17 protein-coding genes are annotated in these 22,878 nt (G+C 34.1%); 12 read left to right on the top strand and 5 right to left on the bottom strand.

Features of this window, described 5'->3' with window-relative positions; all coding sequences use genetic code 11:
• The first annotated feature begins 10 nt into the window (after window positions 1-10).
• The 4 genes from ACIDC4_RS13485 to ACIDC4_RS13470 all read left to right on the top strand — a co-directional run bounded on the left by ACIDC4_RS13485 (window position 11) and on the right by ACIDC4_RS13470 (window position 6,621).
• A complete protein-coding gene (locus ACIDC4_RS13485) occupies window positions 11-1,420 on the top strand; it encodes a pyridoxal phosphate-dependent decarboxylase family protein (protein ID WP_412043126.1) in 1,410 nt (469 codons plus the stop codon).
• A 284-nt stretch (window positions 1,421-1,704) separates the two neighbouring features.
• Window positions 1,705-4,083 carry a TonB-dependent receptor gene (locus tag ACIDC4_RS13480; protein ID WP_412043127.1) on the top strand — a complete coding sequence of 793 codons (2,379 nt, stop codon included), beginning with the start codon at window positions 1,705-1,707 and terminating at the stop codon, window positions 4,081-4,083.
• A gap of 47 nt (window positions 4,084-4,130) precedes the next feature.
• A complete protein-coding gene (locus ACIDC4_RS13475) occupies window positions 4,131-5,363 on the top strand; it encodes a DUF4374 domain-containing protein (protein ID WP_412043128.1) in 1,233 nt (410 codons plus the stop codon).
• A gap of 94 nt (window positions 5,364-5,457) precedes the next feature.
• A complete protein-coding gene (locus tag ACIDC4_RS13470) occupies window positions 5,458-6,621 on the top strand; it encodes a PepSY-associated TM helix domain-containing protein (protein ID WP_412043129.1) in 1,164 nt (387 codons plus the stop codon).
• A 405-nt stretch (window positions 6,622-7,026) separates the two neighbouring features.
• Here the strand turns inward: ACIDC4_RS13470 and ACIDC4_RS13465 are convergent, their stop codons facing one another.
• The gene (locus ACIDC4_RS13465) at window positions 7,027-9,150 is read right to left on the bottom strand and encodes a TonB-dependent receptor domain-containing protein (protein ID WP_412043130.1); all 2,124 of its coding nucleotides are present in this window, start codon (window positions 9,148-9,150) and stop codon (window positions 7,027-7,029) included.
• Between the two features lie 706 nt (window positions 9,151-9,856).
• Window positions 9,857-10,753, bottom strand: a complete 897-nt coding sequence (gldA, locus tag ACIDC4_RS13460; RefSeq protein WP_412043131.1) for a gliding motility-associated ABC transporter ATP-binding subunit GldA — start codon at window positions 10,751-10,753, stop codon at window positions 9,857-9,859.
• Window positions 10,754-10,898: 145 nt separating this feature from the next.
• Between gldA and ACIDC4_RS13455 the strand changes: the two genes are divergently transcribed.
• From ACIDC4_RS13455 to ACIDC4_RS13430, 6 genes are all read left to right on the top strand, one after another.
• Window positions 10,899-11,480, top strand: coding sequence for an outer membrane beta-barrel protein (locus tag ACIDC4_RS13455; protein WP_230034970.1), 582 nt, complete (start codon window positions 10,899-10,901; stop codon window positions 11,478-11,480).
• A gap of 39 nt (window positions 11,481-11,519) precedes the next feature.
• Complete coding sequence (locus tag ACIDC4_RS13450; RefSeq protein WP_412043132.1) at window positions 11,520-11,672, top strand: Lrp/AsnC ligand binding domain-containing protein; 153 nt, start codon at window positions 11,520-11,522, stop codon at window positions 11,670-11,672.
• Between the two features lie 120 nt (window positions 11,673-11,792).
• On the top strand, window positions 11,793-12,974 hold the full coding sequence (locus ACIDC4_RS13445; protein ID WP_412043133.1) for an L-lactate MFS transporter: 1,182 nt from the start codon (window positions 11,793-11,795) through the stop codon (window positions 12,972-12,974).
• Between the two features lie 109 nt (window positions 12,975-13,083).
• Entirely contained in the window at window positions 13,084-15,318 is a 2,235-nt protein-coding gene (gene pflB / locus ACIDC4_RS13440) for a formate C-acetyltransferase (protein ID WP_412043134.1), read from the top strand.
• A 287-nt stretch (window positions 15,319-15,605) separates the two neighbouring features.
• Window positions 15,606-16,388, top strand: a complete 783-nt coding sequence (gene pflA, locus ACIDC4_RS13435; RefSeq protein WP_412043135.1) for a pyruvate formate-lyase-activating protein — start codon at window positions 15,606-15,608, stop codon at window positions 16,386-16,388.
• Between the two features lie 139 nt (window positions 16,389-16,527).
• Window positions 16,528-17,874, top strand: coding sequence for a deoxyguanosinetriphosphate triphosphohydrolase (locus tag ACIDC4_RS13430; protein ID WP_230034979.1), 1,347 nt, complete (start codon window positions 16,528-16,530; stop codon window positions 17,872-17,874).
• Between the two features lie 84 nt (window positions 17,875-17,958).
• On the opposite strand, the gene ACIDC4_RS13425 is transcribed toward ACIDC4_RS13430, so the two are convergent.
• From ACIDC4_RS13425 to ACIDC4_RS13415, 3 genes are all read right to left on the bottom strand, one after another.
• Window positions 17,959-18,960: a DUF3078 domain-containing protein gene (locus tag ACIDC4_RS13425; protein ID WP_065448120.1), complete on the bottom strand. Its 1,002-nt coding sequence runs from the start codon at window positions 18,958-18,960 to the stop codon at window positions 17,959-17,961.
• A gap of 34 nt (window positions 18,961-18,994) precedes the next feature.
• Window positions 18,995-20,782, bottom strand: a complete 1,788-nt coding sequence (locus tag ACIDC4_RS13420; protein WP_412043136.1) for a 1-deoxy-D-xylulose-5-phosphate synthase — start codon at window positions 20,780-20,782, stop codon at window positions 18,995-18,997.
• A gap of 66 nt (window positions 20,783-20,848) precedes the next feature.
• Entirely contained in the window at window positions 20,849-21,622 is a 774-nt protein-coding gene (locus tag ACIDC4_RS13415; protein WP_412043137.1) for a hypothetical protein, read from the bottom strand.
• Between the two features lie 61 nt (window positions 21,623-21,683).
• Between ACIDC4_RS13415 and ACIDC4_RS13410 the strand changes: the two genes are divergently transcribed.
• Together ACIDC4_RS13410 and ACIDC4_RS13405 are read left to right on the top strand one after the other, a co-directional pair.
• Window positions 21,684-22,127, top strand: a complete 444-nt coding sequence (locus tag ACIDC4_RS13410; protein WP_412043138.1) for a nucleoside deaminase — start codon at window positions 21,684-21,686, stop codon at window positions 22,125-22,127.
• 33 nt (window positions 22,128-22,160) lie between these two features.
• Window positions 22,161-22,793: a hypothetical protein gene (locus ACIDC4_RS13405; protein WP_412043139.1), complete on the top strand. Its 633-nt coding sequence runs from the start codon at window positions 22,161-22,163 to the stop codon at window positions 22,791-22,793.
• Window positions 22,794-22,878: the final 85 nt, after the last annotated feature.

Genomic DNA, 22,878 nt, shown 5'->3' with positions numbered 1-22,878 from the left:
AAGTTATACAATGAATTCAGTACTTCAACATGATCTAAATGATCTCGAAAACATACTTAATCAAGCCAAAGAACAAGGGATACATTTTTTAAATAATCTTGAGGATATTCCAACTTCAAATAAAAATACGATTGACCCAACCCGAAATTTAAATGCAGTGGGTTTAGGATCATTAGCAGCTTTAAAAGAATTTAAAGAAAGATTAGCGCCCTTGATGGTTGCTTCGCCTGGACCAAGATATTTGGGTTTTGTAACTGGTGGTTCAACTCCGGCTTCGATTGTGGGAGATTGGTTAGCATCGGTTTATGATCAAAATACACAAGCGATAAAAGCACAAGGTGGAGTTTCGGCTTTAATAGAATTTGAAACCATCAATTTGTTGTTGCAATTACTAGATTTGCCAAAATCATTTTTAGGAGGTTTTGTAACAGGGGCAACAATGTCCAATTTTACCTGTTTGGGAGTGGCAAGACAATGGATTGGAGCGCAATCAGGAAAAGACTTTGCAAAGACCGGAATAACTGAAACCATTCATATTCTGACTGCTACACCACATTCTTCTTCAATAAAAACTTTATCGATGTTGGGTATTGGAAGCAATAATTACACGACAGTTAAAACCATCGAGGGTAATCGCGAAGCCATTGATGTAGATGATTTAGAAAAGAATATTCAAAATTTAAACGGACAGCCTTTTATTCTGATTTCGAGTGCAGGAACAGTAAACACAGCCGATTTTGATGATTTTGTAGAAATTGCAAAGCTGAAAGAAAAATACAATTTCTGGTGGCATATTGATGCCGCTTTTGGTGGTTTTGCCGCAGTTTCGGAGAAATTCAAACATCTAACAGAAGGGTGGGAAGGAGCAGATAGTATTACTATCGATTGTCATAAATGGCTGAATGTGCCTTATGAAAGTGCTTTTTATTTAATTAAAGAAAAGCATGTAAATCTTCAAATAGAAACTTTTCAGAATTCGAATGCACCTTATTTAGGAAATCCATTAGAAAACTTTAATTACCTGAATGTATTACCTGAAAATTCACGTCGTTTACGAGCCTTGCCGGTTTGGTTTTCATTAATAGCGTACGGAAAAGAAGGTTTTAAGGATATTATAGAAAATAGTACAGCATTGGCATTGCATTTTGCAAACGAACTTATTGAAGATGATAATTTTGAACTTTTGGCTCCTATTCGATTAAATAATGTTTGCTTTACTTTAAAAGGAGATCATAATCAGGAAAAAGTGAGTCAGTTTTTGACGCTTTTGAATGATAAAGGAAAAGTGTTTATGACACCAACTGTATATCAAAACCGAAAAGGAATCAGAGCTTCTTTTGTAAATTGGAGAACATCCGAAACAGATATAAAAATAATAATACAAGAGTTGAAAGAAACTATTTTAGACTTGGAAATATAAAGTTTATCCCGATTCGTAAAAGCCCGTTTATATTGTAAACGGGCTTTTTTTATGGTTTTTTTTAAGAATTTTACTAAATTAAGTTTTGTGTTTTAACTTTTAAAATATAAAAATTTAAGCAAATCTTAAGTCAGTCTTAATTATTTATTAAGGAATCAGTTGTTTTTTTATTGATTTCTCTATTTGAAAGTTAATCATTGAGTTTATTTAGAATAATTAAAAATAAGTTGCAAATACTGTTTTTTGATGTTAATTTTGTGCCAAATTAATTTCAACCTTTAGTAATGCAAATAAGTAAAATATTTTCCTTAGCCTTGATTCTCTTAACTTCAATTCAGGGTTTCTCACAAAGCAAAAAAGTAATTTTAAACGGAATCATTTTAGAAAATACTGGTAAACCTGCCGAAGGTGTTTCTGTAGCATTAAAAGGAACAGCTTATTCTACTTTAACAAACGAAAACGGAGAATATGAGATAGCTGCAGAACCGGGAAATTATGTGTTATCTGTTAGTTCAGTAGGATTTAAATCTAAACAGACAAAAATTAATCTGCAATCAGACCAAACAGTACCAAGCATTAGTATCGAAGAGGATATGGCTGCTTTAAACGAAGTTCAGGTTAAAGGAATTTCGAAAGTAACTAAAATAAAAGAATCTGCTTTTCAGGTTAATGCGGTCGATACGAAAGCAATGGCCAATATTACATCCAATTTGAGTCAGATATTGAACAAAACTACTGGAGTAAAAGTTAGGGAACAAGGAGGTATGGGTTCTGATTTTGATTTTTCTATCAATGGTCTTTCCGGGAGTGCAGTAAAGTTTTTTATAGATGGCGTGCCTTTGGATATAATGGGAAGCTCAATGTCGTTAAACAACATACCAGTTAATTTATCTGAAAGAATTGAAGTCTATAAAGGTGTAGTGCCGGTAAACTTAGGTTCTGATGCTCTTGGTGGCGCTGTAAATATAATTACGAATCAGCAAATATCAGATTATTTTGATATGTCATACAGTTTTGGATCTTTTAATACACATAGTGCCTCATTAACAGGTCAGGTTCGTAATAAAAAATCAGGACTTACTTTTAAAGCTTCCGGTTTTTTAAATTATTCTGATAATGATTATAAAATGAGAGATGTACAGGTAATAGAAGTTATTGATAAAGATAATTCTCGTTTTGTTAATGGTGATTTTAAAAGATTCAATGATCAATATAAGGCTGCTATGGGACAAGCAGAATTAGGTTTTGTTGATAAATCCTGGGCTGATGTGTTCTTTGTTGGAGGAAGTTATTCGGCAACAGAAAAAGGAATACAGACAGGTACTAACCAAGACGTAGTATACGGTCAGGTGCGTAGAGGTGGAGATGCTTATTCATTTTCACTACGATATTTAAAAAAGAATTTGTTTACAAAAGATCTTGATTTAAGCTTTTTTTCTTCCTATTCAGACGATCAATATACTATTACAGATACTGCGTTTAGAAAATATTATTGGGATGGAAGTTATGTACCTACTACTTCTTCAGAAATGGGAGGACCGGCAACTAAATGGAATATTCAACGTCCAAAATATTTTATTGGATCGAATCTTAGCTATAAAATAAACGATAATAATTCGTTAAGCCTTAACTATACTTTAGATAAGGTAGACAACAAAACTTATGACGAATTGCTTACGGATAAAGATCATAATCCAGGGAAACTTACAAAAAATATTATAGGATTATCCTATCAACAGAATTTCTTCGAAGAAAAACTGACCAACACGTTTTTCGGAAAATACTACGGTATGTTGTTAGAACAACCTTTTGCTATTACTGATTCCGGAAGTGGAGCAGGGCAAACCGTTAAAGATAACAATGGTTATACCGGATATGGAATTGCATCACGCTATAAAATAACACCATCTATAGGAGTAAAAGCATCTTATGAAAAAGCATATCGCTTACAAAGAGTAGATGAAGTATTTGGTAATGGGTACTCGGTTGTAGCAAATCCTGCCCTTAAGCCAGAGAATAGTAACAATTATAATGTGGGAGCTTATTGGAAGAATGAAGCGGAAAATCACCATTTTTTTGTTGAAACAGGAGGATATTTAAGAAATGCAAAAGGCTTTATTTCTGCAGTTGTTTATCAATCAAATAGTCAAATAAGCAGATTCGAAAACACATCAAATGTTCTGATCAAAGGACTTGAGGCTGATATTAAATACAATTATCAAAATAAAATAAACGCCGGAATAAATTTTACTTATCAAAGCACGGTCGACAACACAAAATATCCTAATGGATCAAATTCAGGAACAATATCAGCTACCTACAAAGATGACTTGCCTAACAGACCCTGGATGTTTGGTAATGCAAATTTAGGATATAGAAAATCTGACTTCATTAAAAAAGGAAATAATCTACAGTTTAATTGGGATTTACAATATACTCACTGGTACTACCTTACATGGGAAAACTACGGGACAAAAGAGGGAAAAAGTATAATTCCTGATCAATACATACAAAATGCATCTGTTTCTTATTCTATGAATGAAGGAAGGTATAATATTTCATTAGAGTGTAATAATTTAACAAATGATCTGGCTTATGATAATTTTAGACTACAAAAGCAAGGGCGCTCATTTTCAATTAAATTTCACTATTTCCTAAAATAACATTGAACGAAATTATTTTTTAATAACTACATATAAAACATTTAAACATGAAACGATTAATTAAACCCTCTTTTTATTTTCTATTTATTAGTACGCTAATAATGGGTACAACTATTTCCTGCTCTAGCAATGATGATTCTGGAAATGACGATTCTGGAAGCGATGGAAAAGCTGATTATGCACTATGGCTGCAATTAGGTAGCTGGCCAAATACAACACAGTACATTGTAGGAGTTGATGATTTGACAAAAGGTAGTGTTAGTTTAGTTGGTAATGGTGCCGAAGTGACTAGCAAGGCAGATTATGGAATTATTGCCAAAAACGGATTTTATTACTACCCAAGTACAAGTTCTAACTTTGGTAAAATGACTAAATTCGAATTTAAGAATAATCAATTGGCTGTTGTAAAAGAAGTGCCTTTTACTTACCAAAAATCTATAAATTGTTATACATGGGTAGATGACAACACCTTAATATTGATTGGTACGAATGGAGATGCAACCAAAGTATTGTATACTGTTGTAAACGCTACAACACTTGAAATTAAAAATGGAGAATTGGCATTGCCAGCGATTGCAGCAGGATTTAGCGCTTACAATCAGGGTAATGTTGAATATTCAAACGGAAAGTTATATGTAGCTTTCTCTAATATGGGTGTTTGGCCAGCACTTGCTAAACCAGGTATGAATATTGCAGTTGTAACTTATCCAAGTTTCGCTGTTGAAAAAGTTATCGAAAGCACTGATGCTGATGGTAATGGAGGTTCTAATATGTGGATGCCAACTTCTACTACAGACGAATCTGGTGACGTTTATATGATGTTTTTTGCTGATTGGATGACTACTAAAGAAAGTCCAACAAAAATATTTAGAATTAAAAAAGGTGCAAGTGCAATTGATGCTTCTTATAATTTTAACCTTGGTACTGCCTTAGGAGGAGAAACTGCAAGTGGATTCTGGTATGTTGGTAATGGTAAAGCAATTGTTAAATACATAGATTCAAAAATAGTAGCAGCAAGTCCTTCGACATTGTTTAATACTAAATTTGCCTTGATTAATATCGCGACAAACTCGGTAATTAAAAAATTAGATTTACCTGCAGATAAAGGAAGCCAGTTACAAAATGTAATTACATCTGATGGTAAAGTATTTATTCAGGTGAATGCTGAAACTACTAAAGATTATGTTTGGGAAGTGAATACTACAACAGGTGCTGTAACACCGGGTGTAGAAATTGTTGGAGGTTATGATTATATTTTACGTTTAGATAATTTGAAATAATCTAAATAAAAAGATCACAAATACTATATTATTTTTTTGAACCGCAGGCCATTTAGGTGGCTTGTGGTTTTTTATCTTTTATATTCCTTTAAATATGTTTTCTTCATCATCAGAATCAAAAAATAAAAAAAATAAAAAATCACGGTTTAGTAAAATCAATGCCTGGTTGCATTTATGGCTTGGGTTAGCATCGGGAATAATCGTGTTTATTATGGGAATTACCGGTTGTATTTTGGTTTTCGAACAGGAAATCAAAGCGCTAACTTCACCGTATCTAAATGTCGAAGCTGAAGGTCAGGAGAAATTATTACCGCCTTCAAAAATTTACGCTGCTGTTCATAAAGCATTGCCTAATAAAGAAATTCATGGCGTTTGGTATAATGGTTTAGATAAATCAATTAAGGTCGATATCGAATCGGATTCGTTGATTTATGTAAATCCGTATAACGGTAAAATTACCGGAATGGTACATCATGAAGATTTCTTTCATTTTATGGATGAAGGGCATCGTAATCTTTGGTTAGAGCGTGAAATTGGTTCTCAAATAACAGCTTGGGCAACGGTTGTCTTCTTCTTTTTGCTCATAAGCGGACTGATACTTTGGTTTCCGAAAAAATGGAATAAAACAACCCGAAACGCTAGTTTTAAAATAAAATGGGACGCTAAATTCAAACGCCTTAATTATGATTTGCATAATGTTATGGGATTTTATACGTTGATTTTGGCTGTACTTATTGCTTTTACAGGACTGTTGATGAGTTTTCACTGGTTACGAGAAAATACCTATTGGATAGCCGGAGGATGGGCTGATGAAAAAGACAAGAAAGAACAAGTTGTTGCAGTAAAAAAAGATACTTTATCGCAACAGCAATTAGATAAATTGGCTGGAGCCGATATTATCTGGAAGAAAGTAAGAACAGAAATTGCGAAGGAAAATAAAGAAGCCGTTATCATTCATTTTCCGGATGAACCAAAAGATGATTTCTATGCCTGTACAGATATGAATAAAGGAGTCTGGAGAGATTTATACTTTAATTCCCAAACGTTAGAATTACTTCCAAGTTCGCAGGACTACATTGGCGATGCCCCTTTTTCAAAATGGTTAATGCGATCCAATTATAGTCTTCATATTGGTGCAATTGGAGGCATGCCAACTAAAATTGTCTATTTTATAGGCAGCTTGATATGCGCCAGTTTACCTGTTACCGGATTTTATATCTGGTGGGGAAGAAAGAAAAAACAAAAAGCCAAAGCATAATTCGGCTTTAATTTTATTTACTTTTTTGTTGGTTAGTACTAAAAGTCTTTTGATAGAAGTAACATTCTTCAAAAGACTTTTTCTTGTTTAAGAACTGAAGGGAAGTATCAACCCAAAACAAATTGTTCAGGTGAATATTTCCGTTTGTCAGACTGAGCGAAGTCGAAGTCCCACAAAGTGACTCAGCGTACGGGACTTCGACTTTGCTCAGTCTGACATTCGTGTAATATAAAACAGTAAAAATAAACCAGCGTAAATCCGTTTAAATCCGTGTCATCCGTGTGCCATCTTCGCCAACATTCGCAAGTAATTTATCAAATAAAAACAGAAAGAGCCCGCTAACTACAACAGGCTCTTTTCCATCAAAAAAAAACAAAAACAAGGGGAAACTAAAAATCCAAAATATTAAATTCTGTATGTGAACGCTATTGTGGCAATACGGTTATCAAGGTCATACCTTTTGTTGATGCTCGTTTGTGCAATAACTGAATTGATGTGAAAATTATTGGTATTGAAAATATCAGTAACATTAAGTTTGATGTTGCCTTTTTTGGCAAGCACTTGTTTCGAAATTCCGATACTGAAATCAAAGAAAGCATCTCGTTCATATATACCAAGATTCGATTTTGACTGATACTGGGCGTTAGCTTCGGCTTTCCAACTTTCTGTAATGGTAAAGGAGTTTTGAACGCTTAAATTCAAGGTTACAATTGGGTCGATTTTGTCTGTATTAACTACATTGCCCATAAATTTATTTTCGAAAATATTAAAAAGCGTATTTACAGACCACCATTTATAAATTTCGGCCGTATTGGTAATATTGGCTCCGTAATTATAAGACTTGTCAACATTAATCTGAGAAGTTACCGTAGTATTATTGGCCGGATCATAAACATACACTTCGGTAAAAACATCTTTGGTTTTGCTGAAATATAATGATGCCATAAAAGCACTTTTCCAGGCATAACCAATTTCTGCAGAATGTGTAATTTCAGGAACCAGATTCGGATTTCCCTGAGAGTAATTAAACGAATCATCATAAAAACGAAACGGATTCAAATCGAACTGACTTGGTCTGTTGATTCTTTTACTATACGAAGCATGTATCGAATGATTGCTGCTCAGTTCATATTTCATAGAAACACTCGGGAACCATTTTAAATAATCGTCTTTATGCTCTTCATTCAGCGTTTTTTGTAAAATGTTTATCGCAGTATATTCAGTACGTAAACCACCCTGAATATTCAATTTTTCCATTTGATACTTAAAGTTGGCATAAGCCGCATAAATTTGTTCTTTATATTCAAAATGATTGGTCGAATTAAGATCTACAATCCATTGATTATTGTTATTGTATTCGTAAACCGATGGATTATCGTTGTTTTTTACACTGGCTTTAAAACCCCATTCGATAGATTGTTTTTCCTTCAGCGGATTTGTAAAATCTACTTTTCCGGTAAAAACCTTCAATTGCGACGGGATAAAACCTCTTCGGTCACTAATGTTATTGGTGCTCAAAGGATCTATATTTGTAGCACTCTGAAACTGATTCGATCTGAATTTCGAAGTTTCATATTCAAAATCAAAAGACATATTTTTTCCTTCTGTATTAAATTTATGAACCCCGGAGAATGCATACGTATAATCATTCCATTTCTCTTTACTGTCATTATAAGTCGAAGCATCAAATTGCACCTGATCTGTAGCGTTAAGCAAGGTGTTTCTACCATTGGCGATGTTTTCGTAGCGCCCCAATTTAGCATCAACATAGACTTCTAAATTCGTTTTAGGAGAAACTTCGTATGTTGTCCCTATTTTAAAATTGTTCGAAGTCAGTGGTTCATCAGTTGTTGAGGTTTGATGGTTTTTTGTCGAAATAGTCTGGCGGCTTGCATCAGTATATTGATTTTGGTCAAATTCTTTACGTTCTTCTTCACCTCTAAAAGTATAGCTGTAGTTTCCGTAAACGCCAAATTTTTCTTTATTGTAACTTAAGTTGGCACCAGAATTGGTTCTGTTTTTTCGGCCTCTTCCATAATTGGTAAAAACAGTTCCTTTAAGTCCGCCCGCATTTGGTTTCTTTAAAATGATATTAATGATTCCCGCTTTTCCGGTGGCGTCATATTTAGAGGAAGGATTGGTAATCACCTCTATTTGTTTGATATTTGATGAAGTGGTCGATTTTAAATAATTGGCCAGTTCCTTTTGCGAAAGCTGGGTCAATTTGCCATTGATCATTACGCCAACACCTTGTTGTCCGCGAATCGATAATTCGCCATCCTGAGACACGACAACACCCGGAGCACGCGATAAAACATCTAATGCCGTTCCGCCTTCAGAAACAATACTGTTTTCGACATTAAAAACTAATCTGTCTGATTTTTGGGTATATAAAACTTTCTTTTTTGTAATTACAATTTCATCTAATGCATTGATAGAAGTTTCGACAATACTGTCCGTTTCTTTTTCTGTCTGCGAATAACCGTAGACCGAAAATGCAAGCATAATAGATGTTATAATATTCTTCATGATATTTGGATTTGATTTTTTTGGGAGTAAGGCTTTTTATGTGATGCCAGATTTGTGGGGAGAAGACTTAATCATTCAAGAAGAAATGCTCAGTCTAAAACGATTTGTTCTAATTTATCAGAAAGTAGTTTTAAAAGAAATAAAAAATACTTAGATAGTTTCGAAAAATAAGATGAAATAAGGCTGAATACAGAGAACATTTGAGTGGTATTTTGAAGTTTCAATGTTCAAATATAATACTATTTATAACAAGTCTAAATAAAAATAGTTAAAATTTGCCTGCGATATCATAACAAATTGATAATTAGCCTTTCGCGATTTATTAAAAATGAATAAAATGTACTCTGAAAACCAAATTTTGACAATAAAGCCAGTAAAACCAAGCCTGCGTTTAAAAAAGTAATAGATCAATCCCAAAGCTGTAAAGTGGAAAAAAATTACCGCAAGGCACGTTAAGTTTTTTCGATTAGCTTTTAAAAGTAAAGTTCGCAATCCCGATAGTTATCGGGATTGGATTAACTTAGCTTTGCGAACTCTGTGCTTTTTAAGGCATTTTTATATAAAAATCTTTGTGTTCTCTGCGGTAAAAATAATTAGTGAAAGTAACATCAGAAGCATTACAAAAAAAAGCCAATCCTTTATAATGAAAGAATTGACTTTTATCTGTAAACTGCGACTGCAAACCGAGACTGTAAACTGAAAAACGCTATTTAGTAATTTCTCTAAAAACAGCTTCCAGATTTTTATTTTTCTGATTGAGTTGTAATGTTTTTAAGCCATTTTCGTTGGCAAAATCAAAAATAGCCGGGCGCATATCTTTTTCGGCAACAAAAGTCAGTTCCCAGATCATATCGTGAATATTTTTGTATGCAGTAATGTTTTCAAGTTTTGCCAGAAGTTGTTCCTGAATCTGATAATCAAATTCTACTTCGATAACTTGTTCTTTATCTTCAGATACTAAATGATTTAATTTTTTATCGGCAACAATTTGTCCTTTGTCAATAATAATGACACGATCGCAAATGGCTTCGACTTCCTGCATAATGTGAGTTGATAAAAAAACGGTTTTATCTTTTCCAACATTTTTAATTACGTTACGAATTTCCATTAACTGATTCGGGTCCAAACCAGTAGTAGGTTCATCCAGAATCAAAACATCCGGATTGTGCAATAAAGCATTCGCAAGTCCCACACGCTGGCGGTATCCTTTAGACAACTGTCCTATTTTTTTATGGCTTTCCGGTGTCAGTCCTGTCAGTTGAATGACTTCTTCAATTCTTGATTTTGGAACCTGATAAACATCGGCATTAAAAGCCAAATACTCACGAACATACAAATCCAGATATAACGGATTATGTTCCGGTAAGTAGCCAATAGAACGTTGAACTGACTTTGCGCTCGTCATGACATCATGACCATTTACAAGGGCTGAACCGCCATCGGCAAGTAAATAAGTCGTCAAAATTTTCATTAAAGTAGATTTTCCTGCTCCATTTGGACCAAGAAATCCAACGATTTCTCCTTTTTGAATAGAGAACGAAATTGAATTTAATGCTTTTTGAGTTCCGTAACTTTTTGATATGTTGTTTACTTCTATCGACATGACTTTTTATTTGCTACAAAAGTAAACAGAAATACGATCGATTGCTACGATTTTGTCTTTTAAAGAAATCATAAAAAAAACTTAAAGGCCAACAGCAACGGCATCGTTATTGCTAAAGCAGTAGTAATTAAAAAAAATATTTACAATGAAAAAAATTTTACTTATTCTGGCTTTAGCTATGTTTAGCTTTGCAAATGCACAAAAAGGAACAATCTTAGTTGGCGGAAACATCGGATTCACTTCTGAAAAATCAGAATTTCAATTTGGTGAAACAACAAAAAATTCATTTAGCTTTTCTCCTAAAGTTGGTTACCAATTTAATGACAACTGGACTGTTGGAGGTGAATTTACAGTAGCTTCTGCTAAAAACGAAACTGCAACTACAGAAATTAAAAATAATAATTTCAAAATAGGAGCATTTGTTCGTTATTCAGTGCCTTTGAGCCAAACTTTCTCTATTTTTGCTGATATGGGTGCTGGTTTTCAAAATGAAAAATCTAAAGTATATGGTCCTGCAAATGCTTATTCAAAATCTAAAGCAGATGGTATGTATGTAGGTGTAACTCCAGCTCTTTTCATTAACATGAAAAAAGGTTTTGGTCTTAACTTCAGTATTGGTGGTTTAGGATATGAAACATTGAGTTATGATAATAACGGACCAGATGTTAGTAAATTCTACTTCAACTTTGGACAAACATTTAATATTGGAGTTTCTAAAAACTTCTAATCTTAAATTATATATTCAATTTCAGAAAAAGCACTCCAATTGGAGTGCTTTTTTTGTGTTTTAGAGGTTCAGGATATGACTAGTTATCAGGATTTTGTAATGAATAAATTATCAACTATAGAAAACATAGGAAACACCAACAGTATTTTTGTGATGGCAGAAATAAAACATAGTACTGGATTAGAGTTTTAATTTTTTTTACAACGTTTTCGTGAATTTTTCTTGGTATTTTAATAGAAACAAGATAAAAATCACGTTTTCTGTAAATTTCGACTTCTAAATTTGTAAGACGCATATTAAATATGTCGCCTTATGATAAAAATAAATAAATGGATAGTTGCATCGGCAGGAATGTTATTGCAATTGTCAATAGGTTCGATTTACGCTTACAGTGTCTGGATTAATCCTATTCATGAATTGAATGGCTGGGATGCGCATCAATTAAAACTTTCTTTTAGTTTAGCCATTTGTTTTTTAGGTCTTACGGCTGCTTTCATGCAAAAATTTGTTCGAAGAATTGGTCCTAAAAAAGCCGGATTACTCGCTGCATTATTTTTTGGTGCAGGATTAATAGGCAGCGGATTTGCTATTGCAGAAAAGTCATTACTATTGTTTTATTTATTTTATGGCGTAATAAGCGGCATAGGTTTAGGATTTGGTTACATTACGCCTATTTCGGTTGTTGTAAAATGGTTTCCTGAAAAACCAGGATTTGCAGGCGGATTGGTTATTATGTCTTTTGCCGTGGGTTCTATATTGGCATCAAGACTTATTTTGCCTCTAACAGCTTCACTGGGTGTTCCGGGAGCTTTTTATTTATTAGGCAGTGCTTATTTTTTAATAATGGTATTGGCGTCATTATTTCTTTTGCTTCCTGTTTCCAGTATTCAGATCGAAAATACGGTACAGGATAATGCTACTATTCCTTTAAAAGTATTATTAAAAGACGTTCGTTTTTACGGTCTTTGGCTGATGCTTTTTTTTAATACAATTTGCGGTATTGCCTTAATTTCTATTGCAGCGCCAATGGCAAAACAATTAATTCATATTACGGATAGCCAGGCGATTAATTTTGTTGCTTTTATTGGTTTTTTTAACGGATTTGGAAGATTGTTCTGGTCCAGTATCTCTGATAAAATTGGCAGATGGTCAACTTTCTTTTTGTTTTACACAATAGGAGCATGTTGCTTTTTAGTTTTAAGTCATACCAATTCTCCCATTTTATTTCAAATCATGATATTCATTATTATAAGTTGCTATGGCGGGGCATTTGCAACGATTCCGGCTTTTGTTAAGGATATTTATGGACCAAATAAAATGAGCTCACCCTTTGGTTTTATATTGATAGCCTGGTCGGTAGCTGCTTTTGTTGGACCAGGATTAATTGGGCTGACTAAAGATTATACAACGATTTTTTATTTGTTCGCCGGAATTTTAATGTTTACTGCCATAATATGCTTAATATTGAAACAAAAGCTTACTTATAGTAAATAATTACGAATTTTATAAAAATAAGCTCCATTTATGATTATTGTCATGGTTTTGAGCGAAAAAAGTGTCTAAATTTGAGTATATAATAAACGCAATTAAATTATTTTGAGTTATGAAAGCAAGTGTCGAAAAAATGGTATTTACACCCGGAAAATGGGGGGCATCAGTGAACGTTCAGGATTTTGTATTAAAAAACATTACGCCTTATGAAGGGGATTCTTCTTTTTTATCGGGACCATCAGCAAAAACTACAAAATTGTGGGATATCTGTAAAGAAGCTTTATTAAAAGAGCGAGCAAATAACGGATGTTCAGCAATTGATGTAGAAACAATATCAACTATTAATGCATTTAAACCAGGCTACATTAGTAAAGAAGACGAAGTTGTTGTTGGTTTACAAACAGATGAATTGTTAAAACGAGCAATGAAACCTTTTGGAGGGATTAAATTGGTTGAATCTGCGGTAAAAGAAAGAGGATTACAAGTTTCTGATCGTGTAATAGATATTTTTAACTACGCTAAAAATCATAACGAAAAAGTTTTTGATGCTTATGATAAAGAAATCAGAGATTATCGTTCTAAACATATATTAACAGGTTTGCCTGATAATTATGCCCGCGGACGTATCATTGGTGACTTCCGTCGTATGGCGTTGTATGGAGTTAATCAGCTTATTGCTTTTAAAAGAGAAGATCATAATAGAGTTGGTGGCGAAATGACCGAACATAAAGTTCGTTTGCGTGAAGAGATTTCTGCTCAAATTAGTGCCTTGCAGGATATGCTTATAATGGCTGCTGATTATGGTTTTGATATTTCACTTCCTGCGCAAAATGCAAAAGAAGCGGTACAATGGGTTTATTTTGCTTATTTGGCTGCGGTAAAAGAGCAGGATGGAGCAGCAATGTCTTTAGGAAACGTATCTTCATTCCTTGATATTTATATAGAAAGAGATATGAAAGAAGGATCACTTACCGAATTTGAAGCTCAGGAATTGGTAGATCAGTTTGTAATGAAATTGAGAATGGTACGCCATTTAAGACCTGGAGCTTATGATGAAATATTTGGTGGAGACCCAACTTGGGTAACAGAATGTATTGGTGGTATGTTTAATGACGGAAGAACGAAAGTAACCAAATCTTCATTCAGATTCCTTCAGACATTATATAATTTAGGAGCTTCTCCAGAACCAAACTTAACAGTTTTATGGTCAGACGATCTTCCACAAGGATTTAAGGATTTCTGTGCGCAAGTGTCAATTGATACATCATCAATTCAATACGAAAATGATGATTTGATGAGACCTAACAGAGGTTCTGATGATTACGGAATTGCTTGTTGTGTATCGCATCAGGAAATTGGTAAATCTATTCAGCACTTTGGAGCACGTGCCAATTTGCCTAAAGCATTATTGATCGCTATAAACGGAGGTAGAGAAGAACGTGGCGGAGCATTAATCATGAAAGATATTCCGTTTATTCATGACGAAGTATTAGATTATAATGTAGTAAGCAATGTGTTTAAACGTACGCTGAAAGAAGTAGCGAGAGTATATGCTAAGTCTATGTATATTATTCACTATATGCACGATAAGTATTATTATGAAAGAGCGCAAATGGCGGTGATTGATTCTGATCCGCATGTTGATATTGCTTATGGTGCAGCAGGGATTTCTATTATTGCCGATTCGTTATCAGCAATAAAATATGCGAAAGTAAAACCAATCAGAAATGAAAACGGAATTACAGTAGATTTTAATATTGAAGGTGATTATCCTAAGTTTGGTAATGATGATGACAGAGTCGACTCTATTGCTCAGGAAATTACAGCTTTCTTTATCAAAGAGCTTAGAAAACATACTGCATATAAAAATGCAACACCAACTCTTTCATTATTGACAATTACGTCTAATGTAATGTACGGAACCAATACAGGAGCAACTCCTGACGGACGTAAAGATGGTGAGTCTTTTGCACCGGGAGCAAACCCAATGCACGGACGTGATTCTAGTGGAGCAATTGCTTCTTTAAATTCTGTTGCAAAACTGGATTACAATGATGCACAAGATGGTATTTCTAACACGTTTTCTATGATCCCGAAATCATTAGGAGATACCAGAGAAGAACAAGTAACAAATCTGGTTAACACAATAGATGGTTATTTTGCACAAATGGCGCATCACTTAAATGTGAACGTATTAAATCGCGAAACGCTTCAAGATGCTTATAATCATCCTGAAAATCATCCACAATTGACCATAAGAGTTTCAGGTTATGCTGTTAATTTTGTGAGATTATCAAGAGCGCATCAACTTGAAGTTATAGCGCGTACTTTTCACGAAGCAATGTAAAACAGGCCAAGCGTGAATCAGAGATAGGTTGGCTAAAAATAGCCAGCCTATTTTTTATTTATTATTATTAACTTGTTGGGTGTAATTAATAAAAAAATTAAACACATAGAAAGATAGATTTTATAGGCAAAAGAAGGAGACAAAAGAAACTCATTTCTTTCACATAGATAGCTTATGTGTATTTCAAATAAGTGAAATGCCTTTTTAAGTATAGAAAAGCTATGTTTCTATGTGTTAAAATAATTACCCCAATTCGTTATTATTATTTTAATTTCATTTAAGAAACTATGTATTTTCAATTACAAGATATTGAAGCCGCTAAATTAAATATTGATGATCCTGATCATTTAAGAATACACTCTCTCGAAACCTTTGGCACGCATGATGGTCCCGGTATTCGAATGGTGGTATTTGCACAGGGATGTCAGTTTAGGTGTTTGTATTGCCAGAATCCTGATACACTCGATGTAAAAGGAGGCTCTTTGGTCGAAATAGAAGAACTGGTAAAAAGAGCTGTTCGCCAGAAAAGCTATTTTGGTAAAACCGGAGGAGTTACAGTTTCCGGTGGGGAACCTTTACTCCAAAGAAACAAATTGCTTCATTTTTTTAAATTATTGCACGAACAGGGAATCAATACTTGTCTTGATACCAACGGAAGACTAAATAATCATCAGGCACAGGAACTTTTTGATAATACGGATCTTTTATTATTGGATGTAAAACATATTAATGACGAGATACATCATAAATTAACTGGTTTGACGAATAAAAATACACTGGAGGTTGCTGCTTATAGAGAATCTACAGGAAAACCAATGTGGTTAAGATATGTTTTAGTTCCCGGCTGGACAGACCAACCAGAATATCTGGAAGAATGGGGACAACATTTTACCAATTATAAAACGGTTGAACGCGTAGAGATTATTCCGTTTCACCAGCTCGGATCTCAAAAATGGGAATTGCTTAATATGCCTTATGCACTTAAAGATACTGCAGCACCAACACCAGAAAGTAAAGCAGAAGCATTTGCTATTTTTAGTAAATATTTCAAAAATGTCATACTCAAGTAGCAAGTTGTGTGTAGCCTGAATATACAGGAGGTTTATCTTTTAAATACTATATTTTGTTGAATGAAATCCTAAATAAAACGTATTTTTGACGCTTAGATGAGAAATCTACAATCTACAATCTGAATTCTAAAATACAAAAATGAACTGGGAACAACTTTTATCACTCAAACGCCAAGGCGATACTAGCAAGAGATTACGTGTAGAACAAGACGATACCCGACTGGGTTTTGAGGTTGATTATGATAGAATTATCTTTTCGGCTGCATTTCGATCACTGCAGGATAAAACACAGGTTATTCCGCTTTCTAAAATAGATTTTGTGCATACGAGACTTACGCATAGTTTAGAAGTTTCGGTGGTAGGACGTTCTCTTGGGCGTTTAGTTGGAAAAAAAATCATTGAAAAATATCCTCACTTAAAAGAAATTCACGGTTATCATATGAATGATTTTGGCGCTATTGTAGCTGCGGCTTCTTTGGCACACGATATTGGTAATCCGCCTTTTGGACATTCTGGTGAGAAAGCCATTGGAGAATATTTTTCGATAGGAAACGGTTTAAAATACAAAGATCAGTTAACCGCCAAAGAATGGCAGGATTTAATTGATTTTGAAGGAAATGCAAACGGATTTTCGGTTCTTACGGCAAGTCGTCCGGGAATCGAGGGTGGACTTAGAATTTCCTATGCTACTTTAGGTGCTTTTATGAAATATCCAAAAGAAAGCTTACCTAAAAAACCAACAAATGATATCGCCGATAAAAAGTACGGTTTCTTCCAGACGGATAAAGCATTCTTTGAAGAAGTAGCCAAAGATATGGGCATGATTGCCAATAAATCCGGAGATGACATTGGTTTTGAAAGACATCCTTTAGCGTATTTGGTGGAAGCAGCAGATGATATTTGTTACACCATCATTGACTTTGAAGACGGAATAAACTTAGGATTGGTATCTGAAGATTATGCTTTAGAATATTTAATCAAACTGGTAAAAGACAATATTGGAGTTGCGAAGTACAAGACTTTAACCACCAAAGAAGATAGAATTAGTTATTTACGTGCGCTTGCAATTGGAACTTTAATCAACGACGCCGTAAATGTTTTTATTGAAAATGAAGAAGCAATTCTGGCCGGAAAATTCCCTTTTGCTTTAACAGATAAAAGCAAATACAAAGCACAAATGAATGATATCATCAATTTAAGCGTTGATAAAATCTATCAGAGCCGCGAGGTTATAGAGAAAGAAATTGTGGGTTATCAAATCATTCAGACTTTATTGGATAAATTTATTACTGCTTTTAATAATAAATACGAAGGAACTGCTTCCAACTATGATAAATTAATTTTGAAAATGTTGCCGGAAAAGCATCAATTAGAAAAAGAGAATTTATACGAACGTTTGCTTCATATTTGTCATTACGTTTCGCTTTTAACCGATGGAAATGCATTAGAATTATTCGAAACCATTAACGGAAGAAAAAAGAATTAAATCATCTTTTCCTTTTTGATATAAAAAAACACCCGATAGAAACAATTTCTATCGGGTATTTTTTTGCTTAATAGCGATACTGTTTTATTGAAAAGCATATACTAAACCTACGCCCAAAACTTGTCTTAACTGCGCTCTTGGTCCGTCGTTTACCTGAGAAGTCGATCCTGTAGTTGGGTCAACAACATCTTTTTTAGTTTTAATATCATCATCATAAACCAAATGAATACCAATATTTGCTTTCACATAAGCGTTTACAACAAGATCTAAACGAGTATCATAATCTACGTCGACATTTCCGAATTTGTTCAAATAATCGGTGTATAAGCTTAATCTGTTCTCGTAGAAAATGTTTTTGAAAATTTCGTTTTTCATATATGCAGTTAGTAAAATACCAAATTCGGCTTTTACTTTTTGTCCGTTTTCAACTATAATTTGAGAATTAGGATCCATAGGATCCGGAGCATAAATTGCTTTTTTAACACCAAAAGATCCTTGGTTGGCCAAATCCTGATCTAACACCAAAGTAGTTTTTAACGTAATAGGAGAGAAGTAAAACGTTCTGTTTTTCTTTTTATTTGAGTTTTCAGCTCCAGCTCCCAAAAATACATAGGCTGGTGCAAAAGGTTTCGAAATAGCAATATCTCTGTTTGGGTAATTATATCCGTTCGTAAACTGCGTATTGAAATTAAATTTAGCCGAATAATACCAATTCGAAATCGTATCTTTTCTGAATCCGTAAGTAGAATTCAGCATCACAGCATCATCAGTCTTTCTTAATTCGGTACCGTCTTGTTTATTTAAACCATACTTTATGATAAGTTCGTTCGCCCATTTATGATTTCCTTTGATGTAAGTTCTTCCAAATTCGCCCTTAAACAAACCTGAGATAGAACTTGTTCCCCCCGCGCTCCAGTTCACAAAAGCAATTTCGGAAATGTCAAATCCCAATTGATTTTTCTTAGTCCAGTTAGAAGGTGGCGGCGGCAGCTGATTAGGCGCTAAAGTCGTTTGTATGATTTGAGCAAAGTTATGTGAGGTACACAAAAGCAATAGAAGCAAAAGGGTAGAACGCAATAATTTCATTATGATTTTAGTTTTTTTTGGTAGTGCAAAATAATTATTTTGTATCGGTTGAAAAAAGATTTATCAAACTTTTAACGTCTATTTTGCATAATTGTTGTAATTGATTTGCAGTTCCATGTTCAATAAAGACATCAGGAACGCCTAAAATTTCTATTTTATTTTTAAAATTATGCGCTGCTGCAAACTCTAAAACAGCACTTCCAAAACCTCCGTTTATAGTCCCTTCTTCAACAGTTATAATCCTTTCGAAAGTATTGAAAATACTAATCAATGATTTGATATCTAATGGTTTGATAAATGGAAAGTCATAGTGTGCAATTGACTCGGAGTTGTCACATTCATTAATCGCTAAAGTGACATTATTTCCAATTGTTCCGGTAGATAAAACAGATGTTTTTGTTCCGGGTTTTAATTGACTAGCCTGTCCTATAATAATTTCTTCATAATGTCCGAAATTTTCTACTTCCCAATTTGGTAAAACGCCTCTACCTCTCGGATATCGAATCGCAATAGGATGATTTAATCCTAATTGGGCCGTATATAAAATGTTTTGCAGTGCAATTTCGTTGATTGGAGCATGTATAATCATATTTGGAATGGCCCGTAAATAAGCAATATCAAAAACGCCATGATGTGTTGCGCCATCTTCGCCAACCAAACCTGCACGATCGATACAAAAAATAACCGGTAAGTTTTGTAAAGCCACATCGTGAATAACCTGATCGTAAGCGCGTTGTAAAAAAGTAGAGTAAATGGTGCAATACACAATCATGCCTTGAGTTACCATTCCCGCAGCAAGCGTCACGGCATGTTGCTCAGCAATTCCTACATCAAAAGCACGTTCGGGAATTTCATCCATCATGAACTTTAAAGAACTACCAGATGGCATTGCAGGTGTAATTCCGATGATTTTATCGTTTTTTCTGGCTAAATCCAAAATGGTCAGTCCAAAAACATCCTGATATTTAGGAGGTAAATTTTCTTCAGATTTTAAAATAATCTCCCCTGTTGAAGCATCAAATTTCCCAGGCGCATGATATTTTACCTGATTTTCTTCAGCTTGTTGCAGGCCTTTTCCTTTAGTGGTAACAATATGAAGGAATTTAGGACCTTTTATCTCTTTTAATCGTTTTAATTCTTTTATTAAAGTCGGAATATCATGCCCGTCAATTGGTCCCGAATAATCGAAGTTAAGAGACTTGATCATGTTGTTCTTCTTCGGGTTCTTTCCCTCTTTTACAGCAGTAAGATATTGTTTGAGAGCACCAACGCTAGGGTCAATTCCAATAGCATTATCATTTAGAATCACCAGTAAATTGGCATCTGTAACTCCAGCGTGATTTAAACCTTCAAAAGCCATTCCGGATGCGATAGAAGCATCGCCAATAACTGCAATATGTTGTTTATCGAAATCTCCTTTTAGCTGAGAAGCAATCGCCATTCCGAGTGCAGCAGAAATAGAAGTAGAGGAATGTCCAACGCCAAAAGTATCGTAAATACTTTCGCTTCTTTTAGGGAAACCAGAAATCCCGTCTATTTGCCTGTTGGTATGAAAGATTTCCCTTCTTTCGGTCAAAATTTTATGTCCGTAAGCCTGATGTCCAACATCCCAAACCAATTGATCTTCCGGAGTATTAAAAACATAATGCAAAGCAATCGTAAGTTCAATAACACCAAGACTAGCGCCCAAATGCCCTTCTTTTACCGAAACAACATCTATAATAAATTGACGCAATTCCTGTGCAATTTGAGGAAGTTGCGCTTCGGTTAATAAGCGTAAATCAGTTGGATTGTATATATTGGAAAGTAAGTTGCTTTTCATTGTAAGGTAAAAAGCAAATTTACGGTTTTAAATTTAATTAGGACATAAGGTTCTATTAGCAGTGTTTTACTTTTTAATTGTAATCGGTAAAACATAAGTTGAGCGAACAATTTTGTTTTTTAGTTTACCCGGAACCCACTTTGGAGTTTTTTCTAAAATTCCGATAATATCTTTTTCACTTGCTGACGTTGTATTTTCAAGTATTTTAAAATTGCTAAGACTTCCGTCGCCTTCAATTACAAATAAAACGGATATTTCTCCTTGTTTTGCTGTGATAAGATTTTTTAAAAAATTAGAATTGAATTTTTTTATTCCATTTTTTGGAACAGCTGCAATGTCTAAATCATTTGAATTATAAATAACTCCGTAATGTCCAGATTGAGGTACGTCTTGTTCAAATTGAGAATGTTCTTCGGCGTTAAGTTTGTCTACAGGCATCAAAATAATTCCAGTAGTAGCATGTTGTTCTGGTTTGACATCTTCAACAACTTCAATTGTATCTATTTTTTTCTTATTTCCGTCTTTGTCTTGACAACTAAATAATGTAGTTCCCATAGCTATAAAAAGTGCCAATAAAAACATTTTTCGATAATGGATCTGGCTGTGTAATATTTGAGATGGAATCTGAATATTTATTTCGCTTAACTGTTCACTTTTAAGTCGTCCACAGACATTTTTATTTGAAATAAAATACTGCTGAATTTCCTCCGGAAGCATTGCCGTGAAATCAACAACGGTTTTAGAACAACTTAAACAAAATCTTCCGTTGTCTTTTGGTGTCATCTTATCCCAGTTTTCGTGGCAAGGTTCTGGAATCGTTATTTTAAAATTTCTTTCCATGTTTTGAATTTCAATATTTAAATGTAATAAAAAATAATACTAAAACCTTATTTTTGCAATTATGATAAATCCTTTCACCGACGAATATTTTATGAAAAAAGCTTTGCAGGAAGCTGAAATGGCTTTTGAGAAAGGCGAAATTCCTGTTGGAGCTATAATTGTCGTTGCAGACAGAGTAATTGCAAGCAGTCATAATTTAACCGAATTACTGAATGACGTTACGGCTCATGCCGAAATGCAATCCATAACTGCTGCCGCAAACTTTCTGGGCGGAAAATATCTTAAAGATTGTACACTTTATGTTACTCTTGAACCTTGCCAAATGTGTGCCGGTGCTTTGTATTGGAGCCAGATTTCTAAAATTGTTTTTGGCGCCCGTGATGAACAGCGTGGTTTTATAGCAATGGGAACAAAATTGCATCCTAAAACAACTGTTGTTTCAGGTATTATGGCAAATGAAGCGGCTGATTTAATGAAGCGTTTTTTTATTGAAAGACGTAAGTAAGATATGCTGAATTATTTTTTATAAATTAATGACATGACCGACTTCTCCACAATTAAAAAACTATTTCATATTACAGAATCTTGTGGGTTTACTACTGATGAAATTCAGGTTGTAAAGGATATATTTGGAGATCTTCCAAAAGTATTTACGGATTATTATACGGAATTGGGTAAAATTCAAAATCTGAATCACACTCAGGATTTATTAATTACACCAGAGCGCTTTCAATATTACAAACATGACGATTATTTGATATTTTATTCTGAAAATCAAAGAGCTTGTGTTTGGGGAATTCACAAAGACGATTTGTCGAAATCTGATCCGCCGGTTTACATGAGCGAGGATCAAAAAATATGGAAACCGGAAACGCAAACCTTAACCGATTTTTTTACAGCAATGGCTTTTCTTCAGGCTGGTTTTGCATTAGAGTTTCCCTGTAATACATTTTACGAATTAGAACCTCATGAACTCGATTTTATAACTGAAAACTTCGTTAACAAGGATGTTTCATTTAAACAATGGCTTGATGGAATAAATTTCTATGGTAATTACGATGATGATGTGATTGTAATTATGGCTGGTAACCAATTGTTTTATGCTTCAAATTCAGAAACTCATTTTCTTGAGATGGATAATGTTTTATCGAAGCTGGGAACAGAGCTTTAAATCATCTTACGAAAACAAATGCCCTCGCCCAGATAGGAGAGGCATACTTTTTATTGCTTCTTTAGTAAGGAAAAGATATAGCAAA

Origin of the sequence: Flavobacterium sp. C3NV, from assembly GCF_046825355.2 — a bacterium.
Lineage (GTDB): Bacteria > Bacteroidota > Bacteroidia > Flavobacteriales > Flavobacteriaceae > Flavobacterium.
The sequence above is the reverse complement of the archived record's forward strand: the minus strand, read 5'-3'. Positions and strand labels throughout refer to the sequence as shown.

Bases quoted from the DNA above. Each gene is read 5' to 3' on its own strand.
- ACIDC4_RS13485 (WP_412043126.1), top strand. From the start codon at position 11: ATGAATTCAGTACTTCAACATGATCTAAATGATCTCGAAAACATACTT.
- ACIDC4_RS13480 (WP_412043127.1), top strand. From the start codon at position 1,705: ATGCAAATAAGTAAAATATTTTCCTTAGCCTTGATTCTCTTAACTTCA.
- ACIDC4_RS13475 (WP_412043128.1), top strand. From the start codon at position 4,131: ATGAAACGATTAATTAAACCCTCTTTTTATTTTCTATTTATTAGTACG.
- ACIDC4_RS13470 (WP_412043129.1), top strand. From the start codon at position 5,458: ATGTTTTCTTCATCATCAGAATCAAAAAATAAAAAAAATAAAAAATCA.
- ACIDC4_RS13465 (WP_412043130.1), bottom strand. From the start codon at position 9,150: ATGAAGAATATTATAACATCTATTATGCTTGCATTTTCGGTCTACGGT.
- gldA (WP_412043131.1), bottom strand. From the start codon at position 10,753: ATGTCGATAGAAGTAAACAACATATCAAAAAGTTACGGAACTCAAAAA.
- ACIDC4_RS13455 (WP_230034970.1), top strand. From the start codon at position 10,899: ATGAAAAAAATTTTACTTATTCTGGCTTTAGCTATGTTTAGCTTTGCA.
- ACIDC4_RS13445 (WP_412043133.1), top strand. From the start codon at position 11,793: ATGATAAAAATAAATAAATGGATAGTTGCATCGGCAGGAATGTTATTG.
- pflB (WP_412043134.1), top strand. From the start codon at position 13,084: ATGAAAGCAAGTGTCGAAAAAATGGTATTTACACCCGGAAAATGGGGG.
- pflA (WP_412043135.1), top strand. From the start codon at position 15,606: ATGTATTTTCAATTACAAGATATTGAAGCCGCTAAATTAAATATTGAT.
- ACIDC4_RS13430 (WP_230034979.1), top strand. From the start codon at position 16,528: ATGAACTGGGAACAACTTTTATCACTCAAACGCCAAGGCGATACTAGC.
- ACIDC4_RS13425 (WP_065448120.1), bottom strand. From the start codon at position 18,960: ATGAAATTATTGCGTTCTACCCTTTTGCTTCTATTGCTTTTGTGTACC.
- ACIDC4_RS13420 (WP_412043136.1), bottom strand. From the start codon at position 20,782: ATGAAAAGCAACTTACTTTCCAATATATACAATCCAACTGATTTACGC.
- ACIDC4_RS13415 (WP_412043137.1), bottom strand. From the start codon at position 21,622: ATGGAAAGAAATTTTAAAATAACGATTCCAGAACCTTGCCACGAAAAC.
- ACIDC4_RS13410 (WP_412043138.1), top strand. From the start codon at position 21,684: ATGATAAATCCTTTCACCGACGAATATTTTATGAAAAAAGCTTTGCAG.
- ACIDC4_RS13405 (WP_412043139.1), top strand. From the start codon at position 22,161: ATGACCGACTTCTCCACAATTAAAAAACTATTTCATATTACAGAATCT.